The following is a 13,831-nucleotide window of genomic DNA, read 5'->3' as shown; positions in this document are numbered from 1 at the left end:
AAAGAACACCACTTCGACGGGCCGTCTGATGTCTGCCGAGTCTAAGCGGTCGCTTCTGCTTTTCTATTGTCCTTTCTTAAATAGGGTAAATTATATATAATAGATTAGGAATGATTATTATTTCATTTGAGGAGGAAAGCATGGCGAAGACGATTTTGGTTGTTGACGATGAGCAATCCATTGTCACATTAATTAAATATAATTTAGAGCAAGCTGGTTATCAAGTGATCACGGCTTTGGATGGAAAAGAAGGACTTGATAAAGCAATGGAGGAAAGTCCTGATTTAATGATCCTTGATTGGATGCTTCCGGGTATGGATGGCATGGAAGTATGTAAAGAGTTAAGACAGCAAAAAGTCAGTACGCCTATTTTGATGCTCACCGCAAAGGATGAGGAATTTGATAAAGTGCTTGGACTAGAATTAGGGGCTGATGATTATATGACAAAACCATTTAGTCCTAGAGAATTGCTTGCGCGAGTGAAAGCGATTTTACGTAGAATTCAGCATTTACCGAAAGAAGAAGAAATTATTGAAAGTGAAGATCGATGTTTCGAAGTATCTGAATTAAAAATATTTCCTGATCAATACGAAGCTTATTTTCTAGAAGAGTTGCTTGAATTGACACCAAAAGAATTTGAATTATTGCTTTATTTAGTGGAAAATAAAGGGCGAGTTTTGACTCGTGATCAATTATTAAGCGCAGTATGGAAATATGACTTTGCTGGAGATACACGAATTGTAGATGTTCATATTAGTCATTTGCGTGAAAAAATTGAACAAAATACGAGAAAGCCTCAATATATAAAGACGATTAGGGGGCTTGGCTATAAGCTTGAGGAGCCTAAAACTTCATGATCAAGCTTCGCACTCGATTAGTATTATGGATGACTTTTCTTGTATTTATTTTTTTAGTCGCTCTTGGTGTAGCTTTAAGTGAGATGTTTAAAACTTATAATTTACAAACACTAAATGACCGTTTAGAAAAAGAGAGTGTTCTTTTAGCTGATCAAATTAGCCGAGAAGGTGGTATTTCTCAAATAACGGAGGAGCGAGTCGAAGAGTGGAGTGAACAGTTAAAGGTTCGTGTTGCCATTGTAGATGCATCTGGCAACTTGCTCGTTGACAGCGATATGTATGATTCAACAAAAAAGTCTGAGTACAAGAAATTAGTGCAACGAATTGCTAAGCTAGAAGAACCGGAAAATTATCAAGAAGCGTTAGCGATTAAATACAATGAGCAATTTCATTGGCAGGTCATTCAAAATCGTGAAGGTGCCACTGAAGGAGTAGTTGTCCTCAATACGAAAATCGATGATTTCCCTCATGTTTACAAACAGATTTGGGTAATTTTGTTCACTTCTATTGGCGCTATGCTGTTAGTGATTGTTTTATTAGGAGTGAAAATTACTAATCGTTATACAAAGCCAATTGAATCAGCCACGAAAGTAGCGATCGAATTGGCAAAAGGAAACTACCGAGCGAGAACGTATGATGCACCGACGAATGAAGTGGGGATGTTAAATACGTCTATTAATATACTGGCTCGTAATCTTCAAGAAATGATGCAAGCGCAAGAAGTTCATCAAAATAGGCTGACTACGTTAATTGAAAATATGGAAAGCGGCCTGCTGCTAATTGATGATCGAGGGTTTATCATTGTTGTCAACAAATCGTTTAAAAAGTTTTTTCATGTAAAGAATGAACGATTAATTAAAAAAAGATATTATGAAGCGATTCAATATAAAGAAGTAATTGAGATTATTGAAGAAGTGTTTATGACGGAGGAAAATGTCCGTAAGCAGCTATTGCTTTCTCTTGGTATTGAACGTAAACACTTTGAAGTCTCCGGTGCCCCGATCATTGGTACGAATGATGAGTGGAAGGGAATTTTAATTGTTTTTCATGATATTACGGAGATCAAAAAGCTAGAGCAGATGAGAAAAGATTTTGTGGCCAATGTTTCTCATGAATTAAAAACGCCTATTACTTCCATTAAAGGTTTTACGGAGACACTATTAGATGGAGCTATGAATGAGCCAGAAGCATTGTCGATGTTTTTAAATATTATTTTAAAAGAAAGCGAACGAATGCAAACACTCGTGATGGATTTGTTGGATTTATCTAAAATTGAACAAAACGGAATCGTCTTAAATTTGAAGCCTGTACGAGTGGACGAAGTCATCGAAGAGATTCTTCTTACTCTTGAAAATCGCATTCACGATAAGCGAATTTCATTGATGCTGAATATAGAGAATAATCTTGAAATCCTTGGTGATTTGTATCGCTTGAAACAAGTGTTTATTAACTTAATTAATAATGCCATCTTGTATACTCAAGAGGAAGGCACCATTCAGATATCTGCTTTTGATCAAGGATCTTATGTTGAAGTACAAGTGTCTGATAATGGGATCGGAATTGAAGAGGAAGAGGTCCCTCGAATTTTTGAAAGGTTTTATCGCGTAGATAAAGCAAGAAGCCGTAATTCAGGTGGGACAGGTTTAGGTTTGGCCATTGTCAAACATATCCTTGAAGCCCATGACGGCAAAATTTTTGTTCATAGTAAACTAAATGAAGGAACTACTTTTATTGTTAAATTGAAAAAACAACCTGACATTGAGGGGAAATAGTATAAATTCGTATCATTTACAAAATATTAATGTACAGTTTACACTGAATTTATAAAGAGAGATTATAATGTAATTTATCAACCCCCTTTATCCAAAAGCTTTCCTTTTGAGGGGCTTTATGCCCCTCGCTTTTTTTATAGCGGGATGATGCAAGGCCGTTATTTTCTTTTTTTATTCTAGGCATGGTAGAATAAGAAGGAAAATAGCGGCTTTTTTGATGTTGTTATATAAGGAGGAGATCCGGATTGGAGAAAAAAATAGTTTTAATTGATGGAAATAGTGTAGCCTATCGGGCGTTTTTTGCTCTTCCTTTATTAAACAATGATAAGGGAATACATACAAATGCGGTTTATGGATTTACAATGATGTTAATGAAAATTTTACAAGAAGAACAGCCCACTCATATACTTGTCGCTTTCGATGCAGGGAAGACGACTTTTCGGCATGAAACGTATAAAGAATATAAAGGCGGACGGCAAAAAACTCCTCCTGAGCTATCTGAACAATTCCCATATTTACGCGAATTATTAAATTGTTATCATATCCCGTACTTCGAATTAGAAAACTATGAAGCAGATGATATTATCGGAACTTTGTCACTGCAAGCGGAAAAAGAGGGCTTCGAAGTAAAGATTTTTTCTGGAGATAAGGATTTGACGCAATTAAGCTCAGAAGCTACAACCGTTTGTATTACGCGAAAAGGGATCACCGATATTGAAGTATATACACCGGGTCACATTCAAGAAAAATATAGTCTTACACCAGAACAGATCATTGATATGAAAGGGTTAATGGGCGATTCCTCTGATAACATTCCAGGTGTGCCGGGAGTGGGAGAGAAAACAGCGATTAAGCTATTAAAACAATTTGAGTCTGTTGAACAATTGCTTGGCTCCATTGATGAAGTAAGCGGAAAGAAGTTAAAAGAGAAACTAGAGGAACATAAAGAATTAGCCTTAATGAGTAAGCAACTTGCCACCATTTTGCGAGAAGTACCGATGGATGTATCATTAAACAGTTTAGAGTACGAAGGTCCGAACAATGATCAAGTGTATGAGCTGTTTAAGGATCTTGGTTTTAATTCTTTGCTTGATAAATTAGATCGACCGGCAGATGAAATGGTAGCTCATGAATCTGTGGACTATAACATAGAAACAGAGCTAGATGAACAGCTATTTAACAGCCAATCTTCATTTTACTTGGAAATGATTACGGATAATTATCATCATGCAGACATAGCTGGTTTTGGCTTAGCAGCAGAAAATAAAATCTCTTATATCTCTGTTGAAGCTGCGTTAGCTTCTCCGACTTTTAAGGCATGGGCGGAAAATGAACAGTACAAGAAATCTGTGTTTGATGCCAAGCGTACGGTGATTGGATTAAGGCGGCATGGGATTGAGTTGAAAGGGATTGATTTTGATTTACTGTTAGCTTCCTATTTAATTAATCCATCCGAATCTCCAGAGGACTTTTCGGCAGTGGCGAAATTACATGGATTTGGAACGATTCAGTCAGATGAAGCGGTATATGGAAAAGGGGCGAAACTTAAGCTACCAGAAGAAGAGGTGTATGCTGAGCACATTGCTTCTAAAGTAGCAGCGTTAGCACAGCTAAAAGAAACGTGTTTGCAGGAGTTAGAAGACAATCAACAGCTTAAGCTATTTTATGATTTAGAATTGCCATTGGCTCTTATTTTAGCTGATATGGAATCAGAAGGGGTCCAAGTGGATGTGGACCGTTTGAAACAAATGGGGGACGAACTGAAACAACAGTTGTCTGTCCTAGAACAAACCATTTATCAGCTCGCTGGCACAGAGTTTAATATTAATTCACCAAAGCAGCTTGGCACGATTTTGTTTGAAAAGCTAGGTTTACCTCCTATTAAGAAAACAAAAACGGGCTACTCTACTTCTGCCGATGTGTTAGAAAAACTAGCTCCATCTCATGAAATTGTGGAGCATATTCTTCATTACCGCCAGCTTGGGAAACTGCAATCGACCTATATTGAAGGTTTGCTGAAAGTGGTAAGTGATAACAATAAAATTCATACCAGGTTTAACCAGGCGTTAACACAAACAGGCCGACTCAGCTCAACCGAACCAAACCTGCAAAATATCCCGATTCGATTAGAGGAAGGAAGAAAAATTCGTCAAGCATTTGTTCCTACTAAAAGTGATTCCGTCATTTTTGCAGCGGATTACTCACAAATTGAACTAAGAGTTCTCGCTCATATCGCCAATGATGAAAAATTAATCGAAGCTTTTCTTCAAGGGTTAGATATTCATACAGCTACAGCGATGGACGTGTTCCATGTGTCGAAGGAAGAAGTCGATGGAAATATGCGCCGCCAAGCGAAAGCGGTGAATTTTGGAATTGTCTATGGTATTAGTGATTATGGCTTATCACAAAACTTGGGCATTACTAGAAAAGAAGCGGCCGACTTTATTGAGCGGTATTTAACTACCTACCCAGGTGTGAAAGAGTATATGGACTCTATCATTCGTGAGGCGAAGGAAAAGGGATATGTCACGACGTTATTACAACGAAGACGTTATATTCCTGAAATTACAAGCCGAAATTTTAACTTGCGTGGCTTTGGAGAACGAACAGCGATGAACACACCGATTCAAGGAAGTGCTGCGGATATTATTAAAAAGGCCATGATTGATGTAGCAGAACGGTTAGATAAAGAAAAGCTGCAATCGAAATTATTATTACAAGTGCACGATGAATTAATTTTTGAAGTGCCGAAAGAGGAGATCGAAATAATGAGCAAGCTTGTGCCAGAAGTGATGGAGCAAGCTGTGCCGTTGAAAGTGCCGCTCAAGGTTGATTTTTCTTACGGTGCTACTTGGTATGATGCAAAATAAAGTGAAAGGGGAAGAATGAGTTGCCGGAACTTCCAGAAGTAGAAACGGTCCGGCGCACGCTCACACAGCTGGTTGTTGGGAAGACGATTCAGGAAGTGGAGGTTCGCTGGACAAACATTATTAAAAAGCCCGAACAGGCGGAGCAATTTGCTGATGCACTCGTCGGGGAAACGATTCACGATGTAGTAAGACGAGGGAAATTTTTAATCTTTGAATTAGATCATTATGCGCTCGTTTCTCATTTACGCATGGAAGGAAAATATCGACTCCATGAAAAAGGCGAGAAGGAAGAGCCGCATACGCATGTTTTATTTACATTCACGGATGGGACAGAATTGCGGTATCGCGATGTGCGTAAGTTTGGGACGATGCATTTATTTGCCAAAGGGGAAGAGTACGACACACTTCCTCTCTCACAACTAGGACCGGAGCCTTTTTCTGAAGAATTCTCCTTAGAGTACGTGAAAGCCAAGTTGAAAAAAACAGAGCGAATGATTAAAGCTGTGTTGCTTGATCAAAAGATCTTTGTGGGACTAGGTAATATTTATGTGGATGAAGCATTATTCCGTGCGAAAATTCATCCTGAGCGAAAAGCAAGTTCCCTTCAGGAAGAAGAAATTACTGTACTTCATCAAGAAATTGTTGCCACACTTCAGGAGGCGGTTGACCAAGGTGGGAGCACGATTCGCTCTTACGTTAACAGCCAAGGGCAGATGGGGATGTTTCAGCAACAGCTATTTGTGTACGGCAAGAAAGGAGAACCATGCCATACATGCGGAACAGCTATTGAAAAAATGAAAGTAGCAGGTCGAGGAACGCATATTTGTCCAAATTGTCAGCCTCCATCTCGCTGAACCTTCTACTAGTTCCTTCATATACTATCGTAATCATTCGATAGGGAGGAGTTGCTTGATGAATGCGTACCTTTCATTGTATATGCTCGCTGTTGCTGTTAGTTTAGACAGTTTCAGTGCCGGGCTCGCCTATGGACTAAAGCAATTGAAGCTTCCGATCAAGTCTTCTATTGTTTTGTCTATTTGTTCGGCTGGATCTTTGCTTGTTGCGATGATGACGGGGCATATATTAAGTCGGTTTATTTCAGAGCAAACAGCTAGTCAAATCGGCGGATTCATTTTAATTGGCCTTGGCGCTTGGGTGCTTTGGCAATTTTTCCGTGCAGATCATAAAAGTAATCAATTAGAGGATAAACCTCTTGTATACTTAGAGTTTAAGCGGCTGGGCATCGTGATTCAAATTTTAAAAAGTCCCGCTGCGGCTGATCTTGACAAGTCTGGAACGATTTCGGGAATGGAAGCATTGCTGCTTGGGCTCGCCTTATCGCTAGATTCCTTTGGAGCGGGAATTGGAGCGGCTTTGCTTAGTTTTTCGCCATTCATTTTAGCAGCTTCTGTAGCTGGAATGAACTTCTTATTTGTGACGAGCGGACTGTGGTGTGGACAGAAATTTGCTAATGTGCAATGGATGCAACGTGTCGCATTTTTGCCAGGCATTTTATTAATCATATTAGGTACGTTTAAAATGTGAAAGGTGGAAGCGAATGGCTAATGTTATTGGGCTAACGGGTGGAATTGCTAGTGGCAAAAGCACAGTGAGCCAAATGTTGAAAGAAAAGGATTTTGCAGTAGTGGATGCAGATATAGCGGCACGTGCAGTTGTGGAGCCTGGTCAACAAGCATTAACACAAATTGTCGAAACGTTTGGAGAAGGAGTTCTACAAGCTGATGGCTCGCTTGACCGATTAAAGCTAGGTGAGCGTATTTTTAACAATGAAGATGAACGGAAAAAGCTGAATGGAATCGTGCATCCAGCTGTCCGTCAATTTATGCTTGCTGAAAAAGAAGCGGCCATCCAAGCAGGGAAGAAAACGATCATTATGGATATCCCTTTGCTATTTGAAAGCCAATTGACTTGGATGGTGGAAAAAGTCATTGTCGTTTATGTAAACGAAGAAACTCAACTACATAGACTAATGGCACGTAATGGTTTTGATGAAGTAGCAGCAAAATCTCGGATCGCTTCCCAGCTTAGCCTCGCCGATAAGGCCGCTCAAGCCGATGCGGTCATCAATAATAATGGAACGATAATAGAAACGAAAGAGCAGCTTGAGCAGATTTTAATGGATTGGCATTTGGAGCCTTAGATCGTCCTTTTTAGAAGGGCGGTTTTTTAGTTGATGAATAGATTAGATAGATACTTCAAACTTTTTCACAAATACCGCTTGTCCAGTGATTTCCACTTCAAAGGTATTATCCTTTTTTAGCACGGAAACAAGAACTCTTCCGTCTTTCCCGATTTCCTGTCCTTGTTCAATCAACAGTTTCATCTGTTCTTTTGGTTCAATATATTTTGCATAATAGGCCCCCATCACTCCAGAAGCTGTTCCCGTGACAGGATCTTCTATTGTACCTGAAAATGCTGAAGAAAAATGGCGTCCATGCATTTGAGCGTTTGGATCAAAAGTCTCTAAACAAAAAGGATGAATAGATGCTTTGGGCATTTCTTTTAATACGTCTGGAAACCGTTGATTATTAGGTTTCATTTTTTGACATGCACTTAATGTTTTAATTGGAAGTAATAATGTCCAAATGCCTGTGCTTCCATAAACAATTGGTAACGTCATATCGATATCATTTTTCTCTAACCCGATAGAAGCAGCCAAATCATCGACAGACCCTTGAAATTCATGAAATTCAGCCGGTGCTTGTTTCATTGTGATGGATGCTTCATCTTTTGAGGGAGCATCTATTTTTAGAGGAAGGATGCCGGCTTTTGTTTCGATCATTAGGTGATCTTTTCCTTGTAATAATCCGTTAGTGATCATAGAAAAAATGGTGGCGATAGTTCCATGGCCACATAAATTCATTTCATGGCCAGGGGTAAAATAACGAATTTGAACGTCAGCTTTGTCTGATGGTAATGTAAAAGCAGTCTCATTAAAACCTACTTTGAAGGCAATTCCCTGCATTTCCTCTTCAGTTAGATGGTCTGCGTCTAATACCACACCTGCTGGGTTTCCTTTATTAGGTTCCTTACTAAATGCATCAAACTGAAAAGCGGTTACTGTTTTCAAAATGACAACCTCCCATTGATTGAAGTTTCACTTTATCCTATCACATACAAACGGAAGAAAGAGCAAAAAACAATGATCGATTCATTCATGAAAGCAGCTAGCTAGGACAAGATACATATATCTGGTTACGAGCGGTTCACGGCATTATTTTTCTGAATAGTTAAATTTCTTATTTTGGTGATTTAAAGGTTCCATTAAAAATTAATTATGTTATACTAATTAAAGCAAAACAAACAATTAAGTATATAACATTGATGGATATAGGAGGAGCCGGTATATGAAGGCGAAAGTAGCAATTAACGGATTTGGCCGTATCGGAAGAATGGTATTTCGTAAAGCGATTTTAGAGGAAGGTTTGGATATTGTAGCAGTAAATGCAAGCTATCCGCCTGAGACTCTTGCTCATTTGATTAAGTATGACACAAATCATGGTAAATTTGAAGGGGAAGTAACAACTGAAGAGAATGCATTAGTTGTAAATGGTAAGCGCATTCAACTATTAAGCAGCCGTGATCCATTAGAGCTTCCTTGGAAAGACCTTGGTGTAGATATCGTAATTGAAGCAACAGGTAAATTTAATGCTCGCGATAAAGCAGCGCTTCACCTTCAAGCAGGAGCGAAGAAAGTGATTTTAACAGCACCTGGTAAGAATGAAGATGTAACCATCGTTATGGGTGTTAATGATGAAGCGTTAAACATTGTTGAACATGATGTTATCTCAAATGCTTCTTGTACAACAAACTGCTTGGCTCCAGTAGCGAAAGTATTAAATGAGAAATTTGGTATTGAGAATGGTTTAATGACAACTGTTCATGCTTATACAAACGACCAAAAGAATATCGACAATCCACATAAAGACTTACGCCGTGCTCGTGCATGTGCGCAATCGATTATCCCGACTTCAACTGGAGCGGCGAAAGCATTGTCACTTGTTCTTCCAGAGTTAAAAGGTAGACTGCATGGTATGGCTTTACGTGTGCCAACTTCTAACGTCTCTCTTGTAGACCTTGTTGTTGACTTAAAGCGTGAAGTAACAGTAGAAGAAGTAAATCAAGCGTTTATCGAAGCGTCTCAAGGTGAGCTAAAAGGTATCCTTGATTTCACAACAGAACCGTTAGTATCTGTTGATTTCAATACAAATCCGCATTCTTCGATTGTAGACGGATTATCTACAATCGTAATGGACGGAACAAAAGTAAAAGTTCTTTCTTGGTATGACAACGAGTGGGGCTATTCTTGCCGCGTTGTTGACTTAGTGAATTACGTAGCAGAAGAAATGAAAAAAAAAGCTGAAGTAACAGCTTAATTTCAATTAATATTCAAGTCGGCTTGAGTGAATGTCTCAAGCCGACTTTGTCTTGCTTAAAAATGATAAATCTCTGGCAGGCGGCTATACTATAAAGGCTGGCTTTTTGTCTTTCGCTCACCTTCCCCTTTTATAACAATAGAGCTTTGTTAAACAATCGAAATCAACAATAAAAAACTTTCATAATGGATATTGCAAATTTGTTCAGATCAAAGTATACTAATTCCCGTGAAACAAAATAGCTACTTAAAGGGTTAGGACCTCTTCGGACTAACTTTCCCCCGTGGTAGTTATCACTTTTACAAAAGCCTATGGTGAAAAAAATCATTGTAAAAGGGGGAAACGATCATGGAAACAATGGGTCGTCATGTAATTTCAGAACTATGGGGATGTAACTTAGAAAAATTAAATGATATGGAGAAAATTGAGCAAATTTTTGTGGATGCTGCATTAAAATCAGGTGCGGAAATTCGCGAGGTAGCTTTTCATAAATTTGCCCCACAAGGAGTTAGTGGAGTAGTCATTATTTCCGAATCTCATTTAACGATTCATAGCTTCCCTGAGCATGGATACGCAAGCATTGATGTGTATACATGCGGAGACTTAGATCCAAATATCGCTGCTAATTATATTGCAGAGGCTCTAGAGGCAGAAACACGTGAAACGATTGAATTGCCTCGAGGAATGGGTCCTGTACAAGCGAAAGAAAAAGCAACTATAAGCTAACAAAAACAAGGTGTATGCGATCAGCATACACCTTTTCATATTGTAGAACAAACGACGTTATTTCTTTTCTTGTGCATTCTGTATCTTTTTTATATGATAGGATAAATATAAGCAAATTTAAATCGGAGTTGATACGATGAAATGTCCGGCTTGCCAGTACAATGGTACACGTGTAATCGATTCTAGACCAGTAGATGATGGTCGGTCGATTCGGCGTCGGCGGGAATGTGAATCTTGTGCTTACCGATTCACTACGTTTGAAAAGGTGGAAGATTTACCGCTGATTGTTGTGAAGAAAGAGGGAATGAGAGAGGAATTTAACCGAGACAAAATGTTACGTGGCTTAGTGAAGGCATGTGAAAAACGTCCGGTATCCCTTGAGCAGTTAGAAAATATTTCGCTTGCTGTTGAGAAAGACATTCGTAGCCAAGGGTATTCAGAGATCGATTCAGATAAAATTGGCGAGATGGTGATGGACCGTCTAGCGGAAGTGGACGAGGTGGCTTACGTTCGTTTTGCTTCTGTGTACCGCCAATTTAAAGATATTAACGTCTTTTTGGATGAATTGAAAGAATTAATTAAAAAAGTGAAATAACAGGCTGGAGGCAGACAGTTCTCTAGCTTTTTTCATCGAAAGGTTAGATAAACGATGACCCCACACTGGAATGAAATTCAACCCGTCGATGAGTACAAGGCTTGTTTAAGTGGAGTGCTGCATGAAACGGATCGAAAAATATTAACATTTCTTTATCAACCGTTAATCGGTGCGAAATGTTTTAGTTTGTATATGACATTATGGGCTGAGGTGGAAGAGAATAGACTGATTGCCCGGGTGTCTAATCATTATTATTTAATGAATTTTATGGATATGAATATTCAAGATATATATAAAGAGCGCTTAAAGTTAGAAGCGCTTGGTTTGTTAAAAACGTACGCCAAAAAAAGAGGCGATATCCGTGAATTTATTTATGAGCTGCAGCCGCCGCTGACACCGGAGCAGTTTTTTCATGATGGCATGTTAAATGTGTTTCTTTACCGGAAAATTGGTCGCTCTCATTTTCAGCGGTTAAAAGAATTTTTTGTTGATCAGCTTATATCAAAAAAAGAGTATCATGACGTTACAAGAGACTTTCAAGAAGTGTTTTCTGCTGGTCAACCAACGATAAACGAAGAAGCCATCGAGGCGAGCGAAGCCTCTCGAAATCAACAATTTCTTTCAAAGGCAGAAAGTAAAGGCATTTCTCTTTCGAAGAATACCTTTGATTTCAGCTTTCTTGAAAGTGCCTTAAAAGGGGCGATGCTATCAAAAGTGGTATTGACCCCATCTGTGAAGGAAACGATTGTGAAATTATCCGTTCTTTATGGGATTGAACCGCTTGAAATGAAAAGCTTGATTTTATCGTCTATGGATGAAAAGGACGAGGTTGATATCGAAGTGTTGCGAAAGTCAGCTCGCGATTGGTATCAGCTAGAGAAAAATAGTCAACTTCCTGAACTTATTCACCTCGTTCAGCCGGTTTCATTACGAACGGTGGAAAATGAGCCGGTCACACAAGAGGAACAATTAGTGCAATATTTAGAAACAACTTCTCCAAGGCAAATACTGATTGATATTTCAGGGAGTCTGCCATCAAAAGCGGACTTAAAAGTGATCGAAGGTGTGATGTTCCAACATAAGCTGCCTGCTGGTGTCGTGAATGTACTTATTCAGTATGTGCTTCTTAAAACGGATATGAAAATGACGAAAAGTTACGTGGAGAAAATTGCCTCTCACTGGGCACGGAAAAAGGTAAAAACAGTGAAAGACGCAATGGAGCTTGCCAAAAGTGAGCATCGTCAATATTTAGATTGGGCACAAAATAAAAAACAACCACGCAAACAAGCCGCCATTCGCACGGAAAAGCTGCCTGAATGGTTTCATGAAACAGAAGAGACAAAGAAACCTTTGACGAATGAATCAACGAATGTAGAAGCGAAAAGACGTGAATTAGAAGAGAAAATTAAAAATAGTCGATTGAAGAGGCAGGTGAAACAAGATGAAGAAAATTGACGAAACGATTAAACGATTAACAAGCTCCTCTGATTTTCAAAAGCGTTATGAGGAAATGCGGACAGAAATTTTAAATGATCCATCGATTCAGCAATTTATTAAGGAGCATCAACAAGAGATCTCAGCGGATGTGATTAATAAAAACTTAATGAAATTATATGAATATAAATCGCAAAGTTTTTCATGTGACAAATGCCCGAGCCTTGAGGGCTGTATTAATGTGATGCAAGGATTTGAACCGAAGCTTGTGTGGCGTCGGGGTGGGATTGATATTGACTACCATCGTTGTCCGTGCAAAATTCGTGATGATGAAAAACGCAAAAATGAAAAGTTAATTAATAGCATTTATGTACCGAAAGATATTTTGCATGCAACATTTACTAATTTAGACTTGCAAGATCCCGATCGTTGGCAGGCGATTGAGGCGGCACAGCATTTTACTGAAGCTTATGCGAAAGATCCGCACACGAAAGGTTTATTTATTCATGGACCGTTTGGTGTTGGGAAATCATACTTACTTGGAGCAATTGCCAATGATTTAGCCGATATTAATGTGTCCTCGCTTATCGTTTATTTCCCAGAATTTATTCGAGAAATGAAGCAATCTTTTAATGATCAGTCGATGAATAGCAAGCTGGAAGTCGTGAAAAAGGCGCCGATTTTAATGCTGGATGATATTGGAGCGGAAGCGATGTCGAGCTGGATGCGCGATGATATTCTTGGAACGATTTTGCAATTTCGGATGCTAGAAGGGTTGCCGACGTTCTTTACGTCTAATTTTAGCTATGCAGAATTAGAACACCATTTAACTTACTCGCAGCGAGGCGAAAAGGAAGAGCTGAAAGCGAAGCGAGTAATGGAGCGGATTCAATATTTAACGGTACCTGTGGAAATGAAAGGTCGGAATCGCCGGAAATAATGATCGAGCCCTATTGATTTTCATGTTAGTAAGTTCTATAATACGTACATACATGATAAATATTGACAGGTTATGATGAGGACATGAGTCTTTTTTTACGGTTTCTAGAGAGGGAAAGCTAGGCTGAAACTTTCCTAACACGAAAAAAACACTTACCACCTCTGAACCACGGCCGTGAACGCAGCAATGCTTGTAATGGACCGCCGGCAGCAGCCGTTATCTGAACTGGAGATTTCAACA

General features: G+C 39.0%; 12 protein-coding genes. 11 read left to right on the top strand and 1 reads right to left on the bottom strand.

The annotated features are described in order from the left end of the window. The first annotated feature begins 140 nt into the window (after positions 1-140). The 6 genes from WDJ61_RS13570 (at position 141) to coaE (ending at position 7,660) form a co-directional block, all read left to right on the top strand. Positions 141-857, top strand: coding sequence for a response regulator transcription factor (locus WDJ61_RS13570; protein WP_338750610.1), 717 nt, complete (start codon positions 141-143; stop codon positions 855-857). Then, positions 854-2,629, top strand: a complete 1,776-nt coding sequence (gene pnpS / locus WDJ61_RS13565) for a two-component system histidine kinase PnpS (protein WP_338750608.1) — start codon at positions 854-856, stop codon at positions 2,627-2,629. The genes WDJ61_RS13570 and pnpS overlap by 4 nt, the downstream gene beginning before the upstream one ends. 245 nt (positions 2,630-2,874) lie before the next feature. Further along, positions 2,875-5,499 (top strand): DNA polymerase I, encoded by a 2,625-nt coding sequence (gene polA, locus WDJ61_RS13560; protein WP_338750606.1) that lies wholly within the window; start codon positions 2,875-2,877, stop codon positions 5,497-5,499. Positions 5,500-5,519: 20 nt separating this feature from the next. Continuing rightward, complete coding sequence (gene mutM, locus WDJ61_RS13555; RefSeq protein ID WP_338750604.1) at positions 5,520-6,353, top strand: DNA-formamidopyrimidine glycosylase; 834 nt, start codon at positions 5,520-5,522, stop codon at positions 6,351-6,353. A gap of 58 nt (positions 6,354-6,411) precedes the next feature. Then, positions 6,412-7,044 (top strand): sporulation membrane protein YtaF, encoded by a 633-nt coding sequence (ytaF, locus tag WDJ61_RS13550; protein ID WP_338750602.1) that lies wholly within the window; start codon positions 6,412-6,414, stop codon positions 7,042-7,044. 13 nt (positions 7,045-7,057) lie between these two features. After that, positions 7,058-7,660, top strand: a complete 603-nt coding sequence (coaE, locus tag WDJ61_RS13545) for a dephospho-CoA kinase (protein ID WP_338750600.1) — start codon at positions 7,058-7,060, stop codon at positions 7,658-7,660. A gap of 42 nt (positions 7,661-7,702) precedes the next feature. On the opposite strand, the gene WDJ61_RS13540 is transcribed toward coaE, so the two are convergent. After that, on the bottom strand, positions 7,703-8,590 hold the full coding sequence (locus tag WDJ61_RS13540) for a PhzF family phenazine biosynthesis protein (RefSeq protein ID WP_338750598.1): 888 nt from the start codon (positions 8,588-8,590) through the stop codon (positions 7,703-7,705). A 277-nt stretch (positions 8,591-8,867) separates the two neighbouring features. Here WDJ61_RS13540 and WDJ61_RS13535 point away from each other — a divergent pair, with 277 nt between their 5' ends. From WDJ61_RS13535 to dnaI, 5 genes are all read left to right on the top strand, one after another. Continuing rightward, positions 8,868-9,896 carry a glyceraldehyde-3-phosphate dehydrogenase gene (locus WDJ61_RS13535; RefSeq protein ID WP_338750596.1) on the top strand — a complete coding sequence of 343 codons (1,029 nt, stop codon included), beginning with the start codon at positions 8,868-8,870 and terminating at the stop codon, positions 9,894-9,896. 348 nt (positions 9,897-10,244) lie between these two features. Then, positions 10,245-10,622 (top strand): adenosylmethionine decarboxylase, encoded by a 378-nt coding sequence (gene speD / locus WDJ61_RS13530; RefSeq protein WP_094834373.1) that lies wholly within the window; start codon positions 10,245-10,247, stop codon positions 10,620-10,622. A gap of 136 nt (positions 10,623-10,758) precedes the next feature. Then, positions 10,759-11,217: a transcriptional regulator NrdR gene (gene nrdR / locus WDJ61_RS13525; RefSeq protein WP_338750590.1), complete on the top strand. Its 459-nt coding sequence runs from the start codon at positions 10,759-10,761 to the stop codon at positions 11,215-11,217. 54 nt (positions 11,218-11,271) lie between these two features. Further along, on the top strand, positions 11,272-12,672 hold the full coding sequence (locus tag WDJ61_RS13520) for a replication initiation and membrane attachment family protein (protein WP_338750588.1): 1,401 nt from the start codon (positions 11,272-11,274) through the stop codon (positions 12,670-12,672). Continuing rightward, positions 12,659-13,591: a primosomal protein DnaI gene (gene dnaI / locus WDJ61_RS13515; RefSeq protein ID WP_338750586.1), complete on the top strand. Its 933-nt coding sequence runs from the start codon at positions 12,659-12,661 to the stop codon at positions 13,589-13,591. The genes WDJ61_RS13520 and dnaI overlap by 14 nt, the downstream gene beginning before the upstream one ends. The last annotated feature ends 240 nt before the right edge of the window (positions 13,592-13,831 follow it).

The organism is Bacillus sp. FJAT-52991 (genome assembly GCF_037201805.1).
GTDB classification, from domain to species: Bacteria; Bacillota; Bacilli; order Bacillales; family Domibacillaceae; genus Bacillus_CE; species Bacillus_CE kandeliae.
Note: the sequence above shows the minus strand (reverse complement) of the source record. Positions and strands in the feature narration are given on the sequence as shown.

What these genes read in the sequence shown, in the direction of transcription:
- WDJ61_RS13570 (WP_338750610.1), top strand. Translation starts at nt 141, where the DNA reads ATGGCGAAGACGATTTTGGTTGTTGACGATGAGCAATCCATTGTCACA.
- pnpS (WP_338750608.1), top strand. Translation starts at nt 854, where the DNA reads ATGATCAAGCTTCGCACTCGATTAGTATTATGGATGACTTTTCTTGTA.
- ytaF (WP_338750602.1), top strand. Translation starts at nt 6,412, where the DNA reads ATGAATGCGTACCTTTCATTGTATATGCTCGCTGTTGCTGTTAGTTTA.
- coaE (WP_338750600.1), top strand. Translation starts at nt 7,058, where the DNA reads ATGGCTAATGTTATTGGGCTAACGGGTGGAATTGCTAGTGGCAAAAGC.
- WDJ61_RS13535 (WP_338750596.1), top strand. Translation starts at nt 8,868, where the DNA reads ATGAAGGCGAAAGTAGCAATTAACGGATTTGGCCGTATCGGAAGAATG.
- speD (WP_094834373.1), top strand. Translation starts at nt 10,245, where the DNA reads ATGGAAACAATGGGTCGTCATGTAATTTCAGAACTATGGGGATGTAAC.
- nrdR (WP_338750590.1), top strand. Translation starts at nt 10,759, where the DNA reads ATGAAATGTCCGGCTTGCCAGTACAATGGTACACGTGTAATCGATTCT.
- WDJ61_RS13520 (WP_338750588.1), top strand. Translation starts at nt 11,272, where the DNA reads ATGACCCCACACTGGAATGAAATTCAACCCGTCGATGAGTACAAGGCT.
- dnaI (WP_338750586.1), top strand. Translation starts at nt 12,659, where the DNA reads ATGAAGAAAATTGACGAAACGATTAAACGATTAACAAGCTCCTCTGAT.